Source organism: Reyranella sp., from assembly GCF_050185545.1.
Lineage (GTDB): Bacteria > Pseudomonadota > Alphaproteobacteria > Reyranellales > Reyranellaceae > Reyranella.
Genome location: NZ_JBFWZI010000079.1, coordinates 1 through 18,504, shown reverse-complemented (window position 1 = coordinate 18,504; position 18,504 = coordinate 1). Strand labels below are relative to the sequence as shown.

Here is an 18,504-nt window from a genome sequence, read left to right as displayed (position 1 = left end):
AGAAGGGCGGGACCCTTGAGGGTCCGGCGAGTAAAATCGAGCGGCGGGGGATTTCGGTCCCCTGCCGTTCTATTTTGCACCCTCGGCCTCGGTGCATGGACGGAGGCCTGGATGGGACTGGCCGAGGTCGTGTGGTCGCGGTGCGCCATGGGGCGACGAAGCCGAATTCAGGCGTCCGGCGCCAATGGTGCCCGCCCTATTACGCCCCGCCCGCCGTCTGAAGATGTCGGTGTAGGGGTTGTCGCCGCGGTCGGCGGTCTTGTGTCGCCGGGGCTCGGGCAGCCCGTATCAGAAGATGACCTGGCCTCTGGCGCGCAGCACGTAACCCATGGCGCGGAACTCGGAGTTCTGCCGGATCGCCAAGGTGACCTTGGTGTCGCCGTCGCGGTTGATCGCGGTCACCAGCCGATCGGTTTCCTCGCTGCAGGCGAGCGCGACGGCGCGCGCGATGGTTGCGGGGTCGGTGGAAGGGATGATGTCGGCAGAGGCATTGCGGGAAAGACAGTCGTCCCGTGCCTCCGACAGCCTGGCGATGGATGCTTCGCGCCCCTTGTCGCCCACCATGAAGAAACTTTGCTCGCAGCCCGGCAGGAGCAGGACGAGGCAGACGAAGAGGAAGCGCATTCAGACCTGGATCCTGGAGAGCGGAGGCAGCACCTTCCGCCTCTGGCGGCTACTAACGCCACGGCAGGCCGGGCGGCGTCAAGCTTGCCCGTGAACTTTTTGCTGCACGACGCGGGCTGACTGCAGCGTCGAGACAATGTACCAACACGGGGTCAGCCTGACCCCGCATCCCGCCGCCCGAGCCGTCGAGACCGCAATGAGACCTGCCGCCGTCCTGCCCCTCCTGCTGCTGTCGAGCGCCTGTGCGGGCGCCTACCACACCTCGAGCGACGGCCGGCTCCAGACCAGGATCGACACCTCGTACGAGGCGCGTGACCAGTGCCTGGCGAGGCATGCCGCGGCCAACGACATCAGCGGTTCGGACACCCGGACCATTGCCCAGGCGGCCGCCCTGGCCTGTGCGGCGGAGACCGAGCGGCTGATCGAGGTGTCCAACCGGGACGGCGACCCCAAGGTGTCGGCGGCGATTCGCAAGGATTCGGAGTTCCGCGCCATGGGCTATGTGCTGCGGGCGCGCGGCCAGGTTGGCGGCTAGCCCATAGGCGCTATCTTTTCCGATCGGACTCGTCTCATTGCCGGGAGCGCGCCGCTCCGATGGCGCTTATTGGATGCGTAGTCAGCAAGAAGAGCGCCATCGGAGTGGCGCGCTCCCAGCGCATGACGCTTTCTTTCGGCAATGTTAGCGCCTATGGCGGCCAGGCGCAGGGCAGCGACCGTACGCCTGGACGCCGGCAACGCAAACGGCGCGGGATCGAAATCCCGCGCCGTCGCGACCGCCTCAGGTGTGCTTCAGGGAGGAGGGGCGGCCAAAGATCCGTTGGAACACCTTCCGCAAAGGCATCTCGCACCCTTATGACTTTCGGCGCCTCGCCTTACGGTTACCTTACCGATTCCGACAAAGTAGCCCACAGGCCGACCGCGGGCTCAGGGCCTGTGGCTCGCCAGCCGACGCATCCGGGTCGATGGTCCCGGCGTTGCGCCCCTCGAAACGAGCAAAGGAGATTGTCGATGCTGCGACTTGTCCTGGCGGCCGCCGGCGCTGTGGCCCTGCTGGCCGGCTACGCCGGACCGGCGTCCTCGCAGGGGCCTGCAGCCCCCGGCGCGCCTCAGGCGGCAGGACGGACGGGTGCCAATGTGGGCACGCTCACCTGCAACGTCGGCGGCGGCGTCGGCTTCGTCTTCGGGTCCTCCAAGGACCTGAGCTGCCTGTTCGCCCGCACCGACGGCATCGCCGAGCGCTACGTCGGCAAGATCAAGAAGTTCGGGGTCGATATCGGCTTCACCAGGGAGGCTCAGATCGTGTGGCTGGTGTTCGCGCCCGGCAGCATCGCGCCGGGATCGCTGGCCGGGACTTATGCCGGAGGCACGGCGGCGGCGACCGTCGGCGTCGGCGCCGGCGCGCACGTGCTGGTGGGCGCCAACAGGCAGATCACCCTGCAGCCGGTGAGCGTCGAGGGCAGCGTCGGCCTCAATGTCGCGGCCGGTATCGGCGAGGTCGACCTGAGCTACGTCCGCTAGCGGCCGAGCCGCTTGCCCGCGGGCAGGCGGACGGGCAACGTGCGCTGACATGGTCGCCGCCACCGACACCCTGATCGCCCGCCTGCAGGCCGATTGCACCGATGCGGAAGCCCGCGAGCAGGCCGTGCGCGCGGCAGTCGAGGCCGAACTGCGCGAGGCCGAGCAGGCGAGGGCGTTCGCCTGGCGCCGGCTTGGCGCCCTGGGCGACATGGCCCGCATCGCCGCGACAGAGCCGGATCGCGAGCTCGCGGTCGAGCGGCAACTGGCCGGGCTGTTTCGCGACATCGGCTGGGTCGAGAACGGCCTGGACGAGCTGCCCGAAAGCGCCCGGCCGCTGCTCGACCGGCTGCGGCCGATCGCCGAGGCGCTGCACGCCCAGGCGCACTCCGTCCCGGCGGACGCGGCGGAGGAGCCGGCAACCCGCGCCGATCCGCTTGCCGCCTTCCGTGCCTTCGAGACATGGTACGAGGCCGAGCGCGGACAGCCGTTCCTGCAGGTGTTCGAGCGCTACGTGCCGCCGACGCCGCTGGTCGAATTCTAGCCCGCCGGCCGCGCTGCCATGACCGCGACGGTCCCCGGCGATTTCGAGCAATGGCTCGCCGCGCAATTCGCCGATACCGGTCCGTTCACCCTGTTCATCGTGCTGGTGCGCATCCAGGGGGACGAGGTCGTTGCCGTGAAGTCGAGCTATGCCCATCTCGTTGGGGACGACCTCGGTTGGGACGATATGCGCCGATTGCTCGACAGCGCCCGCACGCCCTGGGACGGCGTGGCCTTCTTCGTCGGCCTCGACACCGCCGGCGGACCGCTCGATGACGCGATGGCGGCGCGCAGGCTGCGCGACGTCGAGGCCGACGTGGCGGCCGACCCGCTGGCCCTCAACCGCGGCCTGTTCTTCGACCGCGACGGACGTCACTTGCGCATCGACGAGGTGGCGCGATGAGCGATCGCGGCCGCGCGACGGCCGGCCAGGGGCCTGCCGGAACCGACAGTGGCTCCATCCATCGCGCCGCGCGCCGGCTCACCGCCGCCGGCGAGGAGCTGCTCGACGAGGTTGTGGCCGAGGAGGTCGCGGTGGCCCTGGTCTACAACGGGATCAGCCATGCCGTGATGATGGCGACGCCGTGCGACCTCGAGGACTTCGCCCGCGGTTTCACGCTCACCGAGCGGATCGTCGAGAGGCCGTCGGAGATCTACGACATCGAGATCGACGAGGAGGACCCGAGGCCCGACGGCCGCGGCATCGAGGTCCATCTCAGGATCGCCAACCAGCGCATGGCGGCGCTCCAGGAGCGGCGCCGGACCCTGGCGGGACGCACCGGATGCGGCCTGTGCGGGGTCGACAGCATCGCCGAGGCCCTGCGTCCGGTGACGCAGGTGGCGTGGCGGGGCACGGTGCAGCGCCGCGCCATCGAACGGGCGATGGCTGCTCTGCCGGAGTGGCAGCACATCAACCGCTCGAATGGAGCGACCCATGCCGCGGGCTGGGCGACCGCCGACGGCACGCTGATTGCCGCGCGCGAGGATGTCGGTCGGCACAATGCGCTCGACAAGCTCGCCGGGGCGCTGGCGAGGCTGGAGAGCGCCACGCCCGGCACCGTCGCGCCGGGCGGCTTCGTGGTGGTGACCAGCCGCTGCTCCTACGAGATGGTGCACAAGGCGGCCGCGATCGGCGCGGCGGCGATCGCCGCGGTCTCGGCGCCGACGTCGCTTGCCATCGAGATCGCCGAGGAGGCCGGCATCGTCCTGGTCGCTTTCGTGCGCAGCGGCCGGCTGACCGCCTACGCCCATGCGGACCTGATCGTGCCATGAGCCGGCGGGGTCATCATTGCTGGGAGCGCGCCACTCCGATGGCGCTCATGGGATATGTGATCAACGAGGAAGAGCGCCATCGGAGTGGCGCGCTCCCAGCAATGATCTCTTGAAAACGACCATGACGGCCCGGCGAATCTTCGGCGTCACCGGCTGGAAGAATTCGGGGAAGACGACGCTCGTCGAGCGGCTGGTCGCCGAGTTCGTCCGGCGCGGCTGGACCGTGAACACGGTCAAGCATGCGCATCACGCCGTCGATATCGACCAGCCGGGCACCGACTCGGCCCGCCATCGGGCGGCCGGCGCGACCGAGGTGGCCCTGGTCGGCGGCCTGCGCTACGCCATCATGTGCGAGCAGGGCGAGCCCGCGCTGTCGCAGGTGCTGGAGCGGCTATCGCCGGCCGACCTCGTGCTGATCGAAGGTTATAAGCGTGAATCCCACCTCAAGATCGAGGTGCGCGCCGGCCCGGGCGAGCCGATGGCGGCCAGCGATCCCGCCATCGTGGCGATCGCCTCGGACGAGCCGCCAGCCGAGGCGCACCTGCCCTGGTTCCGCCGCGACGACATCGCGGCGATCGCCGACTTCATCACCAGCCGCCTGGAAGCATAGGCGCCATATTTTCTCCTCCCCGGCTTCGCTGGGGAGGTGTCGCCGTTTTACGGCGACGGAGGGATCATGAGTCTTCCGGACCGCGGGCGTCTCGCCCGCTCGTCGTCTTCATCACCATGATCATGAGCGGGCGAGACGCCCGCGGTCCAAGAAGATCATGACCCCTCTGTCCGCGATTACGCGGACACCTGCCCAGCTTCGCCGAAGCTGGGGAGGAGAATGGAAGAGGCGCTACTTCTGCGCGGCGAAGGAGCCGCCGGCCTGGTAGTTCGGGCCGGTAATGCTGAAGTTGCCCATCTGCCCCGCCGCCACGGTGCTGGCCGACGACGTGAACGACCCGTTCAGGTTCAGGCTGCGGCCGGCGGCCAGGCCGCCATTGGTCGCCGCCATGGGGGCGATGGTCTGGAAGTTCGAATTCGAGATGCTGCCGATCGTGTTGGGCGTGATGCCGCCACCGAAGCTCGCGCCGTCGAAGTTCACCGTCGCGATACCCGTGCGGCTCCCGAAGTTCCACTGGTTGGTGTAGCTGCCGGCGGCCTGGTAGCTGTTGACGCCGTTCTGGACACTGCCGACCAGGTGCCCGGTATAGCTCGCGCTGCCGGTCATCTGGTTGAGCTGGGCCACCGGGGTCACGGTGCCGGCAACATAAGTTGCCAGATTCAGCCGGTCGCGGCCGTTGGGATTATACGAGCTGCCCGGATTGTAGCGGACGTCGCCACCCCACCAGCCCCAGGTCATGAAATCGCAGGTGCAGGGCGTCACGCCCTGCGCGGCGAAGAACTCGGGAGTCGGCGCAGCATTGTAGCTGACCATCGCCGTCCGGGACTGAACGTCGGTCCCGCTCGAGGTGATGCCGTGAGACGTGACGCTGGTCGTCTGGGTGGCGAACAGGTCGGGCGAGCGGTCGCGCAGGGCGTAGGTCCGATCGTCGATGAAGGCGCTTGTCGCGAAGGTCTGGCCGGAGGTGCCGCCGAGCTGGAACGTCGCCGAGGTCGACGTGCCGTCCCACTGGTTGATCGTGATCGTCGCCGCGGCCCGGTTGTTGGTGGCGCTGGTCTGCAGGGCGATCTCGCCGCCGAACTGCCGGCTCGAGATGTTGCCGTTGGGACTCATGCCTTCGGCGATGCCGCCGACGAAGCCGGTCAGCTGGCGGTCGGTCCGGGTCTGGCCGACCGAACCCGCCGTCGGCGTCCGGGTCGCCACCGTGTCGACGATGTACGGCGTGCCGTTCAGGTTGGTGTAGGGCTGGTCGAAGGAGGCCTGCGGCGTGCGCGACGTGGTGCCCTTGGAGATGAGACCCTGGCTGGTCTCGATGTTGGAGCGGGCGCCGTCGTTGGTGAACACCATCGTCTGGGCGTTGTTGCCATAGATCGAGTTGCCGCCACCGGTGTCGAAGGTCGACTCGCTCGAGACCTGGCGGCCGATCGGCTGGCTGCCGTCCATCCGATAGGTGCTCTGGAACGTGCCCGAGTTGAAGGCGGTGTTGTTGTTGTAGTCGCGGAAGTAGTCGCCGATGAACACGCCCATGTAGGATTTCTGGCTGGCGCCCTGGCCGGCGATCGATACCGTCGATTGCATCGACATGGCGCGCTGGGGGCCTGGAGCGGGCGAGCCGATGGCGCCGGTCGTCTGGGTGGAATAGGCCGAGTAGAGCGGCGACACCGAGGCGGCCCCCCGCAAGGCCGGATCGTTGCCGACTGCCAGGTTCGAGAACGGCAGGCGGCCGTTGGATTCGAGCGACGAGAGGACGTGGGTCGCAAACCCCTGAGTCGGGAACTGCGCCATGGTGGTCGGCGTCCCGCCGACAAAGCCCATCCGGGTGCCGGCAGCGTCGGTGAAGACGAAGGCGAAGAAATCGCCCGTCTGGCTGACGAAGCCGGTGCCGTTCAAGAGGCCCAGGTCCGGATGGGTGAAACTGATGGCGTAGGGCGCTTCGCTGGGCTGCCAGGGAACGGAAAACGACCGGTTGTCCGCCAGGTTGAAGGTCGCCGTGCCGTTCGTCCGCGTGCCGGTCGGCTGCAACAGGACATTGTTCTGGGCGACCGGGGTGACGCCGAGCGTGCTGTTGTTGAAGTTGGTGAACCGGGGTTCCTGCGCGAACTTCCCGCGGGTCACGATGACCGTGGTCACCGGGCCGGGCGGGTTGGGGATCTGCGGGCCGCTGCCCGATTGCTGCAGCGTCCCCGCCTGTTGCAAGCCCTGGGTGAACTGCTGATCGGTGTTGGCGTTCGCCAGCGCGGTCGAGATCGTGTTGTTGGGGTTGCGGTTGGTCGGTCCTGGTCCCGTGCCGAAATTGTTCGTGACCGGTGGCTGGGCATAGGTGCCGCCCGGCTTGCCGGAGTTCTGGCTAGCGAAGCCCGAGGTCTGGGCAATCTGGTCGGGATTCACGCCGCCATAGGGTGGGGGACCCGAGCCCGGGCCGCCGCCGGGGCCCTGGCCAACGTTGCCCTCGAGCTGTGTCAGCTGGCTGGAGTAGCTCGCCGCGTTGGCCTTGGTCGGCTGGCCCGGCGTCCCTCCCAGGGAGGTTATGATCTGAAAACCGGGACGCAGGACGGTCTGTGTGCTGCCGTTGGCCGTCACCGTCATCCTGGTGCCGAAGACGAAGGTCGCCTTGGTGCTTGTCGGCTGCACTTCGCCCAGCATGATGCCGCCGCGAATGCCGATGGTGCTCGACGGCGTGGTCACCGTGATCGGCTTGGCCTTACTGATCTTGCCGCCGACAAGACGGAACACGCCGCGCGTCGCGTTGACGGCGAGCTCGCCGGTGCTGCTCGCCGGATCGAACACGAACCTGTCGATGGTGAGCTGGGCGTTGGGCCCGACGGTCAGCGAGGTTCCGTCGAGGAACACCAGATGGGCGCGATCGTTCGCCCGGGTGGTGATCAGTTCGTTGGCCTGGACGTCGATGCCGATGCGCAGGATGCGCTCGTTCTGCTGCGGCGGCTTGCCGAGCGGATCGCCGTCGGTGGCCGAGGTGACGCCGACCTTCGCGTAGGCTTCGCCGAGGCCAAGCGAAAGCCCCAGGGTGGAGATCGCGGTCACGCCGAGCAGGGGGCCGAGCAGGGCGGCGCGCACCCTGCGGGAGCCGCCAGACGCCGTTTTCGCCATTGGACCTCCTCAGATCCTCAGAAGCGCCAACCCACACCCATGAGCACGCTGTTGTTCACGAACTCGTAGTTGGGCAGGCTTGCCCCCCTGACGAACCGCCCGGCTGACAGCGTGAAGGTCGTCCGCTCGTCGAATGGTATGGCCAACGTTATGTTGAGGATTGTGTCGTTTTGCAGGCGGTTGACCGACGGGTCGATGACGATGTCGGGCTGATCGTAGGCCCACCATTGCAGGTTGACCGAGACGCCGATGCTCCACGCCAGCTCACTCTTGAACAGGGGGTCGGGGAACCGGAAGCTCATGCCGCCGCCGACCCCGTAGAGCTGGTAGCTTTGCCACGGCGCATTGTCGGTCTGGAAGCGCTGGGCGTTGCCGTTGGTGAACAGGGAGAGGGCTTCGTTGATCTGGTACTGGAAGGTCGTGTTTCCGGAATACTCCCAGCCGGTGAACTGGTTGTTGGTCGGCACGTACCAGGTGTCGGGATGCATCTGCCGCCGCCACACGAAATTCGACGTGTTGCGCAGCCGGTCGGTGATCAGGGTGCCGACCTCGAGGCCGGCGCCGAAGGCGCCGTAGAACGGCGTGTCGTTGACCCAGATGTAGCCGCCGGTGAAGAAGGGCTTGACGCTGACGTCCTCGGCGATTCCCTGAAGGACCTGGAAGCGCGGCCCCGAAGTCAGGTCGATGATCGACACGTTGGCCGCCGAGATCTGGAACTGGCGGTTGACGTAGCCGGTCAGCTGCGTCTCCAGCGCGGCGCGATCCTGCGTCCCGAGGTCGTAGACGTGCCGGATGAAGCCCGAGGTGATGACGCCCCAGTCGGCGGTGCCGATCGACGACTGGTTGAGGTTCGCGGTCTGGCCGAACAGCCGCACGCTCGAGGTCGGCGGACCGAGATTGGCGTTGGACTGGTAGCGCACGCCGCCGAAGATCTCGCCGAAGAAGCGCGACGGGCTCTGGCGCTTGCGGACCTCGGCCATGAACTGCTCGGCGCGCGCCCGCACGTCGGGTGGCACCGCGGGCGAGGCGAGGGCGGTCTCGAGGTAGGTGTTGGCGATCTCGTAGGAGCCCAGGCGGAAATACAGGACGCCGAGCTCGAGGCGCACGCGCGGCAGGTCGGGGTTGATCAGCAGCATGCGCTCCAGCGCCGAGATCGCGCCTTCCATGTCGCCGACCTGTGCCGCCACCGTGGCGAACTTGAACAGGACGTCCAGGTTCGCCGGCTGCTGCATCATGGCCTGGAAGGCGGCGTCGTACTCGCGGCCGCGCTCGCTGCCGGCCGCCGGCGTCTGTTGGGCGATCGCAGGCTGGCCGACGGCAAAAAGTGCCGCCGCCATGACCAGTACGCCAAGCCGCCGAAGTACCTCCAACTGCGTCCTGTCTCCCCTTGGATGACAATAACGCGACGGGTTCTCGCAGGCAAGGTGAGGGCCCGGATCGCCCCGGTCCGTTGCACAGCCGCTGTCATACCAGCCAGCTGCGGGCCACCAGGAGCCAGGAGATCGGCCAGGCGGCGCGCGCTGCCCGCATGCGCAACAGCATGCGGCGATACTGCCGCTCGCCCAGAGCGCCGACGAAACGGTCACGCTCGCGCAGCATGGTGGCCAGCATGCGGTCGAGCATCACGGCATAGGTGTTGCCCCAGTTGCGGCTCGACAGGTGCAGCCGTCCGCCCAGGACCGGATTGTCGGCGGCGCCGTTGCGGCCGTGCAGGCGATAGGCGTAGAGCGCGTCGTCGATCAGCAGCGAGCCCGCCACCATCTGCGCCATGACCACGACGTAGAAGTCCATGTGCAGGCGGTAGGTTTCGTCGTCCTCGGGGAACACCAGGTCGATCAGCGAGCGGCGGAACATCATCGACGAGGTGCTGACCCAGACCCAGTGCACGACGCGGCTGGTGTACAGCCGGTACGGCGTCTGCGATTGCCAGCGTACGGTGCCGGCCGCCGGATCGACTTTGGGCACCCGCGCCGGGTCGATGGCCGCGAAGGCGCGATCGCGGTCGGCGCTGGCGCGCTCGCGGCCGAACCAGTAGACGCAGCCGGCGATCAGCTTGCCGCGGCCGTCGATCAGCCGGGCGTTGCAGGCGGTGAAGCCCACCGCGTACGTCTCGTTGAGATGCGCGGCGAGGTGGCGTTCGAGGAAATCGGCATTCCAGAGATCGTCCGAATCGAGGAAGCAGACGAAGGTGCCGCTGGTCGCGGCCAGCCCACGCCGCGTCGCCCCGGACTGCCCGACATTCTTGTCGAGGCGGATGAGGGAGAACCGGGAATCGGCGAGTTCGTCGAGCGTCCGCTGCACGACCTCCGCCGAGTCGTCGGTCGACGCGTCGTCGACGATCACGCACTGGAAGCCGCGCAGCGTCTGATTCGCCACCGAGCGAATGGCGTCGGCGACGTAGTCGCGGCAATTGTAGCAGGTGACGACGACCGAGATGTCCGGAAGGCTTGCCTCGCTCACGGCTTGGCCGGACCGAGGAAGTCGAAGTCGACGCCCTGGTCGGCCTGCAGCACCTCCCTGTGGAACAGGCCGGTGTAGCCGCGATCGCTGCCGGCGTGTGGCGCGGGCGGCTTCCAGGCCTTGCGCCGCTGGGCTAGCTCCTTGGCGCTGACCAGCAGCTCCAGACGGCGCTTGGGCACGTCGAGCGTGATGCGATCGCCCGTCTGCACGAGGGCGAGCGGACCGCCGACCGCAGCTTCCGGCGCCACGTGCAGCACGATCGTGCCGAACGCGGTGCCGCTCATGCGCGCATCGGAGATGCGGATCATGTCCTTCACGCCGGCGCGCGCGAGCTTCATGGGGATGGGAAACGAGCCCGCTTCGGGCATACCCGGCGCCCCCTTCGGCCCGGCGTTACGCAACACCAGGATGTCGTCCGCTGCCACGTCGAGTGCCGGATCGTCGCCGCGGGCGGCGAGGTCCTCCAGCGAGTCGAAGACCACGGCGCGTCCGGTGTGGCTCAGCAGGTTGGGCGAGGCGGCAGCGTGCTTGATCACCGCGCCGCGCGGCGCAAGGTTGCCGCGCAACACCGCCATGCCGCCTTGTGGCTTGATGGGATTCCTGGGCGTGCGGATGACGGTCTGGCCGGGCACCATCTCGGCGGCGTCGATCACCTGCTTCAGGGTGCGCCCGGAGACGGTCCGGCATTTTTCGTCGAGTTGGCTGCGGATCTCGCGCATCAGCCGGGAGTTGCCGCCGGCCCAATGGAAATGCTCCATGTAGTGGTCGCCCGACGGCTTGAGGTCGACCAGGACGGGAACGTTTCGTCCGATCTCGTCGAACTCTTCCAGCGCGATCTCGACGCCGAGGCGGCGCGCCACGGCGGTGAGATGGACCAGCCCGTTGGTCGAGCCGCCGATCGCCTGCAGCACGGTGAGAGCGTTGCGGAAGGCGGCAGCGGTCATGATCTCGCTGGGCTTCGGCCCCTGCTTCTTGGCCATCTCGGCGGCCAACCGTCCGGTCGCCTCGGCGACCCGCAGCCGGTCGGAATGGGTGGCGGGAATCGAGCCGCTGCCCGGCAGGCCCATGCCGAGCGCCTCGACGATGCAGCCCATGGTGCTGGCCGTGCCCATAACCATGCACGTACCCTTGGTCGGCGCCAGGCGCTCGCTCACCTGCTCGATGTCGGACTCGGAGAAGGTACCGGCGCGATACTGGCCCCACAAGCGGCGACAGTCGGTGCAGGCGCCCAAGACCTCGCCCTTGAAATGACCGACCAGCATCGGGCCCACCGGCAGCACGACCGCCGGCCGGTCGGCACTGGCGGCCGCCATGAGCTGTGCCGGCAAGGTCTTGTCGCAGCCGCCGATCAGCACGACCGAGTCCATCGGCTGGGCGCGAATCATCTCCTCGGTGTCGATCGACATGAGGTTGCGCAGGAACATGCTGGTCGGGTGCGAAAAGCTTTCGTGGATCGAGATCGTCGGGAAGACCATGGGCAAGGCGCCGGCGAGCATGACGCCGCGCTTCACCGCCTCGATCAGGTCCGGCACGTTGCCGTGGCAGGGGTTGTAGTCGCTGAAGGTGTTGGTGATCCCGACGATCGGCCGATCGAGCGCGTCGTCCGAATATCCGCCGGCCTTGATGAAGGCCTTGCGCAGAAACAGGGAAAAGCCCGCGTCACCATAGGTGGCGAGGCCTTGACGCAGGCCGGTGGGCCTGGGCGCGCCGGGGACGCGTCGTTTGCGGGAAGCCATGGCTGTATCTCTCCTGACCGGCCGTATTTTGTCAGGTCGATCGAGGCCATGCCAGAGCACGGCGCACGCCCGGGCGACAGGCAGGGCATTCGCGATTGGCCACTATCCTCCTATGAAAATAGGGGCGGGTTACGGCTTCTATTTTCTCACCATCGTCGTGCGCGCCGGGCGTGCTGGGTGTGTCCCCCGTAATCGGGGGAGGCGGCGCGTAGGGTCGGAGGGGGAAAGCCACAGCCGAGATGTCTCCGAGTCCGACGTCGGAGTGCGAAGCATCCTGTCTGCGGCCTTTCCCCTCCGCCCCCTTCGGGGCACCACCCCCGATGACGGGGGAGGTTTGTCTTGCACCGATTGCCGGCTCGACCCTGAAAGATCGGAAGTCACAGCTCACGTAATTGTTTGGTCAGGTCGGGCTGCCAACGTGGTGCCTGTGCGAATTATTTCGAGAAAGGGCTTGCCAAACCGAATATTGTCAGCGTTGATAGGCCAACGAGTAATGCAACCCTGAAGATGCAATGAGGACGAACATGGCAATGACCATGCTGCAAATGGCGGGGATGACGCCAACGCCTGCGACCATGGCGGACGGCATCCTGCTGATCATCGATGCTCAGCGAGAATACACGGACGGCTTGATGCCGCTGCCCGGTGTTCAGCCGGCAATCGAGGCGCTGGCTTGCTTGCTCGACAAGGCCCGGGCTGCGGGCGCGCCGGTCGTCCATGTGCGCCACCAGTCCAAGGGCAAGGCGTTCAATCCGACGTCGACCGGTTACGAGATCGTGTCCGCCCTGACGCCGCGCGCCGGCGAGGCGATCGTCGACAAAGGCTTGCCGAACGCCTTTGCGGGAACCGACCTCGCCAAGCAGCTGGCTGTGATCGGCCGCAAGAATCTCATCGTTGGCGGGTTCATGACCCACATGTGCGTTTCGGCGACGGTGCGCTCGGCGACGGATAACGGGTTCATGTGCACTGTGGCGGCCGACACCGTGGCGACGCGAGACCTGCCGGATGCCACGGGTGGACCGACCGTCACGGCCGACGCCATCAACCGCATTACGCTGGCGGCGCTGTCGGATCGCTTCGCATGGATCGTGCCGGAGGCCAATCGGATCGGCTGAGGCCAATCGGATGGGCTGAACCGTCGGATCGGCTGAACTCTCGTCTGCCGCGTGTTAGGATGCGCCCAGACGGGGAGGGCGTGTCATGAAGTCGATCTTGACCATGGCGTGGACTGCGGAAGATCCGGCGGCCTTCGATTTGGCGGCAAAGCTTGCGCGCGCTTTCGATGCGCGATTGGTCGGATTGGAACCGCCATCCTACGGCGTCATGAGCATGGCGTGGGCGGATGCCGGGATGGGCGCTCCCATCGGCGGCGGGCTGGCGGAGGATGCCGAGGAGCGCCAGCGTGTCGGCGCCGTCAAGCAGGCTTTCGAGCAGCGCGCCGTCGGCCTCCGCTCGGAATGGCGGTCGGCCGATGACAGCGGGCCGACGGCAATCGGCACCATCGGACGGGCCTACGAGCTGATCGTCATGCCGCAGCCGGGGCCGCTGCCCAAGATGCCGGAGAGCGTCTTCGAGACCGCCTTGTTTGACTCCGGTCGGCCGGTGCTGGTCGTTCCGGCCGGCTACCAGGGCATGGTGGGCAAGCGAATTCTGTTTTCCTGGAACGGATCGACCGAGAGCGCACGGGCGATCTCGCTCGCCATGCCGTTCCTGAGCAAGGCCGATTCGATCGACGTGATGAGCGTCGATGGTCCGAGCGGCATGGTACCCGGACCGAGCTCCGCTGAGATCGCCGAGTCGCTGCGCAGCCACGGGCTGAACGTCACCAGCCAGCACGTCAAGTCGGGCAACCGGTCGGCCGGGCAGACGATCGTCGACACGGCCATCGCCGGCGGCGCCGACATGATCCTGAAAGGCGCCTATACCCAGAGCCGGCTGCGCCAGATGATCTTCGGCGGCATGACCCGGCATCTGATCCTGAATTCGCCGCTGCCGGTCCTGTTCTCGTACTGACAATCCGTCGCCGGTGTCGCTGCCGGCGGACGTGGTAGAATTTAAAATATGACGTCTGGTTCGACCGACGCCGACGGTCGGCGGTACGCAAGCCGCGTCCTTATTGCGACCCTCCTGTTTTGGGGCACGCTTGCGGTAGCGGCGTCGGGATCGCTGCACGCCGACGAAGCCGCGGGCCTCGGTCCGACGGTGGGAGAACGGATCGCGACCCTTGCGGCCGAGCGGGCGCGCCTGCAGGCCCGCGCCGGCGGCGAGGCTCGGCTTGCCCTGTTGCCGGCCTTTCGAACGGCGAGCCTGTTGACCGATGCCGTGTTGGCGCGCGCCGAAGCCGACACGGCACTCTCTTTCGGCGACATCGCGGCAAGCCGGAGGCAAACGTTCGCCGTGCTCGACGGACTGAACGCGGCGCTGCGCGATGCCCTGGAGTCGCCCGGCGCCGGCTCCACGCTGGCCGCCGCCAGGGAAGCCGAGCGGGCGACTGACGCGCTGGAGCGGCTGTCGGGGTCGGATGACGCGCCCCTGGTCCTGTCCTACACGCCGCGCTTCGTGCCGCCGCGCCGGGCCACCGGCGAGCTTGCTCTCACTCCGCGCCTGCCATCGGGGCCGTCGCCGGCCGAGGCGCTGCAGCCTGAGTCACTGCCGGCCCTGTCCGCAGCGACACCGTCGTCGACGCCGGGGACCTTGCCGGCTCCGACCCAGGTGCCGGGCGGGACGCAGTCCCCTCCGTCGACGTCGCCGTCAACGCCGCAATCGCCCACGGTGCCGCGCTACGCGCCTGATTTTGCCGTGGCGAGTGGCGAAGATCCGCCCGTGCAGGTGGAGGTCTTCGGCGTCCACCTGCCTCCCGCCGGGGGGGCTGCGCCTGTCCTGGCGGTGGGAGCCTGGCGGGGAGCCGCCGTCATCGGTCCGGACCGCCTGATTTTTTCGGTCCCTCGTGCCGCTTTCGCGACCGACGCCGCGCGCTCGGTCTTCGCGGTCGGCACGCTCTCGGTGCGGCGCGCGCACCGGGTCGCGACGTTTCAGCTGGTGTTCACGGTCCTCCCGGACCGGCCCGGTGCCTTCGCTCTCGATCAGCGCGTCGTGACGACGGAATCGGAGTCCAGCACGCACGTCTCGCCCGAGATTTTGGTGCGCGGGGCGGTTGGCGAAACCCGGACCCTGCGGCGCTGCTTCGACCCGCCCGCGGGCTGGCACTTCGCACCCGATCGGCGCCGCGTCGTCGTCGTCGAACGGCTGGGATGGCAGGACGACGTCACCGACCCGTCGCTCAACAGCGGCTCGGTCGAGTTCGTGCCGCCGCAGGAGCCTGGCCAGATCTGTGTCGCCGTGGTCGCCCGACCCGTCAGCAGAGCGGCGCGAACGGCGACGATCGGCCGGTTCGAGGCAACCCTTGTGCGCGACAAATCGGTCGAGCGGGTGACGAAGACCGGCGTGCGCGCCCTCGATTGGCGGGAAGTCGTCCGCATCCCTCTGGAGAAGGACGTGACCGAGTGGAAGCTCTATGTGCGCCTGTTCGGTGAGATCGATCGCGAGCTCGACGCGACCACGCCGTGGAACCTGCCGTTCTTGCGCATCCTGCGCGAAGCCGACGACCAGGCCCTGATTCTCAAGGCCGACCAGTCCGCCCAGCCGTGAGTGGCCGGGAGGCGTCATTGCTGGGAGCGCGCCACTCCGATGGCGCTCATGGATGTGTGATCGGCAAGAAGAGCGCCATCGGAGTGGCGCGCTCCCAGCAATGACGCCTCCTTTCGTCAAAGTGAGCGCCTGTGAGAGGCGCGCTCGCAGCAATGATGGAGATGTCCCTACTAACGGCCGCGCGACTCCAAGCGAAGGCGTCGCTTGTTGGTCTGGTCCATCAGGTCGAGGACCGTGCTCGAAATCTGCGCCTGGCGAACGGCGGCGAGAGCGTCGAGGTAACGGCGTTCGATGGCGCTCACCGCTGCCGGGCATTGCGCCTGTGGCGCGGCCTCGGTGACGAAGCGCAGGCCTTCGGGATCGAGCTGATAAGTGCCGGCGACCGTATTGCATCCCGTCGAGGCCGTGAACTTGCCCTGGTTGTCGAGCCGGAGCGAGGGTTGCTGTCGCCGGTTGGCGAACTTCGGACGATCGCCGTCGATCTCGACGACTCGCCACTCGGTGTCGCGCAACGCCGAGCTGCGCGCTGGCAGTGCCGGACAGGTTGCATTGGCGTCGAGCGCGAGGAAACGCTCGGCATGGAGATCGCCGTCACGGAACTTGCCCTGCAATCGAATGAAGACGCTGGCCTCGCGCGAAGGAGTCGCCTCCGTCCAGGCCTTCTCGAGCTCCGGCTCCGCTCCACCGGGAGCAATGGTGTAGGTGCGGCCGGACAGGCATTCGGCGAACATGCCGCCGGACGGCGTGTCGCGATAAAGACCGCCCAGCTCGAACTGGTCGTCTATCATGTCCGGCGTCGCGGCGCGGGCAAGCTCGGTGCCGTCGGCCGCGACGAGGCGGTCGCCATTGGCTTCGCGGAAGACGCGGCGCTGCCCTGCCGCGCCGCGCAGTACCATGCGCACGCCGCCATCGACCTCCTGCATCCATTGGCCGATGTCGACCTTCGGCTCGCCGGCGTCGCGCCGTTCGCGCAGCCGAAAGACGCCATCCGGGAACAGCGTGATCGTGAGCTTGCCGCCCTCATAGGTGCGCGGAGGCTCGCCGGGGCGACCAACGGCGTGGCAGCGCATCGATCGTCCTGCGGCGGTCAGTGTCGCCTCGCGGCCGCGGCCGCGCAGCTCGTAGTACGAATCGCCATAGGCGAAGCCCGAGCCGGAGCGCTGGCGCGACAATTCGATATCGGGCTGGCCGGGCACGGTGAGGGTCGCCAATTCACCCTCCTCGGAGAAGACGGCGGCGAAGTCGGTGCCGCCCGGGCAGGCATACATGACCTCGCGGCCGGGCGGCTGTCCCTCGGTGACGGCTTCGCGCACCGGCGGCGCCTGGGTTGCAGCCTGTCCCCAGGCCGATCCGGCGGCGAGCAGCAGCGCCAGGAAGCTCAGTCGTTTCATTGCCGCCCCACGGTCTCGGACTTCGGGATGTCGCCGTCGGCGGACAGCAGCACGGCCAACGGTCGTGTAGCCTCGAATTGCGCCAAAACGATGAGGCCGGCCACCATGATCGGAACGCACAGGAACATGCCGGCGACGCCCCAGGCCGTCCCCCATACCACCAGGGAAACGATGACGACCAGCGGAGAAAGATTGAGCGAGCGGCCCAGGATGGCCGGCTCGATCACGTTGGCCGTGACGATCTGGATCGGCCCGAAGACCAGCAGCACGATCAGGAACGGCGACAGGTCGTCGAACTGGACCAGGGTGAGGAGCGACGGCGCGACGATGGCAAGGAAAGAGCCGACCGTCGGGATGTAATAGAAGAAGAACACCATGACGGCCCAGAAGCCGGCGAAGTCGACACCTACCGAAGACATCACGACGTAGGCGAGCCCCGAGGTCACGGTGGCGAGCATGGTCTTGATGCGGATGTAAGTCCGGATATCCCGGTCGATGCGCTCGAGCACGGCGAGCACGCGATCCTGGTGGTCGCGCTCGGCGAGGATGATCGCCAGCTTGCGGCGGAAGCGGACCTGCTCGACGAACAGGAAGCCGGCGTAGATCAACACGATGCCGGCCACGCTGACGATCGAGGCGGTGGCGGCGGCAAGCCTGGCGAGCGAGTCCGTCAGGCTGATGCGATTGAAGAGCTCGCCGATGGTCGGTGCCTGATCGACCCCGACGAGGCGTGCTCCCTGGTCGATCAGGGCCTGCAGCCGATGCTCGTAGTTGGGGGCGGCGTCGACGACGGCGGATAGGTTGTGGCCGATCGTGCGGCCCAGCACCCAGACGAGGCCCGCCATGACGCAGACGGCGGCCGCAAGCGCCAGCGGCCGCGGCAGGTGCCACGTTGCCAGCCGAGGCGTCTCGAACGCGTCGGCCAGAGCATGGACCATGTACCAAAGCACGACGCCCAGCACGAATGGCAGCAGCAGGCCGCGACCGGCCACGATCAGGTAGATCGCCGCCGCGACCACGATTGCCCACAGGGCGGCGCGCTGCAGACTCATGGGGGCGGCCGGCGCCGTCTAGGTCGGGGGCGGGAGGGGCTGGATCGCCATCCGGCCACGTTCGGTCAGCTCGACGCGGCGCTCGCCCGTTTCGCCGCCGTACTGGCGGATCAGCCCGTCCGCCAGGGCATCCTCCCAGACCGGAAAGCGCGGGCACGAGCTGCGCCAGGCTTCCATGACATCCGACCGGGTGCGCGGCCGATCGGCGATCCACTCCAGGAATTGGACCATAATGAGGCTGATTTGGGCAGTCATGGCTCGGTTTCGGGGTGCGACGGCCGGCTCCACAAGAGATGGTGCCGCGACACTCGGAGCCTATCAAGTGCTGTCTTATAGTTGCAGTGCCTAGGCAAGACAGATAGAATGTTGCCGTGTTTACGACCCAATCTCCAGGAAGCCGGATCAGGGGAGAAATCGGATGAAGAAGGCTTTGGTGGCTGCCGCCGCATTGATGGTTCTGCCGGTCGCGGCCCAGGCACAGTCTCCGGCGCCGGGCGTCTATATCGGTGCGGAAGGCGGCGTAAACTGGCTGCTGAACTTCACGG

Annotated in this window: 17 protein-coding genes; 9 read left to right on the top strand and 8 right to left on the bottom strand. The window is 67.7% G+C overall.

From position 1 onward, the window contains the following. Positions 1-288: 288 nt before the first annotated feature. Entirely contained in the window at positions 289-624 is a 336-nt protein-coding gene (locus AB7O82_RS20615; protein WP_428546472.1) for a hypothetical protein, read from the bottom strand. Between the two features lie 196 nt (positions 625-820). Here AB7O82_RS20615 and AB7O82_RS20610 point away from each other — a divergent pair, with 196 nt between their 5' ends. The 6 genes from AB7O82_RS20610 to mobB all read left to right on the top strand — a co-directional run bounded on the left by AB7O82_RS20610 (position 821) and on the right by mobB (position 4,564). Then, positions 821-1,159, top strand: coding sequence for a hypothetical protein (locus tag AB7O82_RS20610; protein ID WP_428546475.1), 339 nt, complete (start codon positions 821-823; stop codon positions 1,157-1,159). A 473-nt stretch (positions 1,160-1,632) separates the two neighbouring features. Next, positions 1,633-2,142 (top strand): DUF992 domain-containing protein, encoded by a 510-nt coding sequence (locus tag AB7O82_RS20605; RefSeq protein WP_428546478.1) that lies wholly within the window; start codon positions 1,633-1,635, stop codon positions 2,140-2,142. Between the two features lie 49 nt (positions 2,143-2,191). Then, positions 2,192-2,683, top strand: coding sequence for a hypothetical protein (locus AB7O82_RS20600; RefSeq protein WP_428546481.1), 492 nt, complete (start codon positions 2,192-2,194; stop codon positions 2,681-2,683). An 18-nt stretch (positions 2,684-2,701) separates the two neighbouring features. Beyond that, a complete protein-coding gene (locus tag AB7O82_RS20595; protein ID WP_428546484.1) occupies positions 2,702-3,085 on the top strand; it encodes a hypothetical protein in 384 nt (127 codons plus the stop codon). Continuing rightward, positions 3,082-3,954 (top strand): formate dehydrogenase accessory sulfurtransferase FdhD, encoded by an 873-nt coding sequence (gene fdhD, locus AB7O82_RS20590; RefSeq protein WP_428546487.1) that lies wholly within the window; start codon positions 3,082-3,084, stop codon positions 3,952-3,954. The genes AB7O82_RS20595 and fdhD overlap by 4 nt, the downstream gene beginning before the upstream one ends. A gap of 121 nt (positions 3,955-4,075) precedes the next feature. Continuing rightward, on the top strand, positions 4,076-4,564 hold the full coding sequence (mobB, locus tag AB7O82_RS20585) for a molybdopterin-guanine dinucleotide biosynthesis protein B (protein ID WP_428546490.1): 489 nt from the start codon (positions 4,076-4,078) through the stop codon (positions 4,562-4,564). Positions 4,565-4,795: 231 nt separating this feature from the next. On the opposite strand, the gene AB7O82_RS20580 is transcribed toward mobB, so the two are convergent. The 4 genes from AB7O82_RS20580 to AB7O82_RS20565 form a co-directional block, all read right to left on the bottom strand. Then, a complete protein-coding gene (locus tag AB7O82_RS20580) occupies positions 4,796-7,672 on the bottom strand; it encodes a FecR domain-containing protein (protein WP_428546493.1) in 2,877 nt (958 codons plus the stop codon). A gap of 17 nt (positions 7,673-7,689) precedes the next feature. Continuing rightward, entirely contained in the window at positions 7,690-9,009 is a 1,320-nt protein-coding gene (locus AB7O82_RS20575; RefSeq protein ID WP_428546496.1) for a tetratricopeptide repeat protein, read from the bottom strand. Between the two features lie 127 nt (positions 9,010-9,136). After that, on the bottom strand, positions 9,137-10,132 hold the full coding sequence (locus AB7O82_RS20570) for a glycosyltransferase family 2 protein (RefSeq protein ID WP_428546499.1): 996 nt from the start codon (positions 10,130-10,132) through the stop codon (positions 9,137-9,139). Then, positions 10,129-11,868 carry an IlvD/Edd family dehydratase gene (locus AB7O82_RS20565; RefSeq protein WP_428546502.1) on the bottom strand — a complete coding sequence of 580 codons (1,740 nt, stop codon included), beginning with the start codon at positions 11,866-11,868 and terminating at the stop codon, positions 10,129-10,131. The genes AB7O82_RS20570 and AB7O82_RS20565 overlap by 4 nt, the downstream gene beginning before the upstream one ends. A 524-nt stretch (positions 11,869-12,392) precedes the next feature. On the opposite strand from AB7O82_RS20565, the gene AB7O82_RS20560 reads away from it, so the two are divergent. From AB7O82_RS20560 to AB7O82_RS20550, 3 genes are all read left to right on the top strand, one after another. After that, positions 12,393-12,983 carry a cysteine hydrolase family protein gene (locus AB7O82_RS20560; RefSeq protein ID WP_428546504.1) on the top strand — a complete coding sequence of 197 codons (591 nt, stop codon included), beginning with the start codon at positions 12,393-12,395 and terminating at the stop codon, positions 12,981-12,983. Between the two features lie 85 nt (positions 12,984-13,068). Beyond that, positions 13,069-13,881, top strand: a complete 813-nt coding sequence (locus AB7O82_RS20555; protein ID WP_428546507.1) for a universal stress protein — start codon at positions 13,069-13,071, stop codon at positions 13,879-13,881. Positions 13,882-13,929: 48 nt separating this feature from the next. Beyond that, the gene (locus tag AB7O82_RS20550; RefSeq protein ID WP_428620038.1) at positions 13,930-15,516 is read left to right on the top strand and encodes a hypothetical protein; all 1,587 of its coding nucleotides are present in this window, start codon (positions 13,930-13,932) and stop codon (positions 15,514-15,516) included. A 170-nt stretch (positions 15,517-15,686) separates the two neighbouring features. On the opposite strand, the gene AB7O82_RS20545 is transcribed toward AB7O82_RS20550, so the two are convergent. The 3 genes from AB7O82_RS20545 to AB7O82_RS20535 are packed head-to-tail and all read right to left on the bottom strand — an operon-like array spanning position 15,687 to position 18,190. Next, the gene (locus AB7O82_RS20545; protein WP_428546513.1) at positions 15,687-16,907 is read right to left on the bottom strand and encodes an META domain-containing protein; all 1,221 of its coding nucleotides are present in this window, start codon (positions 16,905-16,907) and stop codon (positions 15,687-15,689) included. Then, the gene (locus AB7O82_RS20540; RefSeq protein WP_428546516.1) at positions 16,904-17,959 is read right to left on the bottom strand and encodes an AI-2E family transporter; all 1,056 of its coding nucleotides are present in this window, start codon (positions 17,957-17,959) and stop codon (positions 16,904-16,906) included. The genes AB7O82_RS20545 and AB7O82_RS20540 overlap by 4 nt, the downstream gene beginning before the upstream one ends. Positions 17,960-17,977: 18 nt before the next feature. Beyond that, the gene (locus tag AB7O82_RS20535) at positions 17,978-18,190 is read right to left on the bottom strand and encodes a hypothetical protein (RefSeq protein WP_428620036.1); all 213 of its coding nucleotides are present in this window, start codon (positions 18,188-18,190) and stop codon (positions 17,978-17,980) included. Positions 18,191-18,504 lie beyond the last annotated feature (314 nt).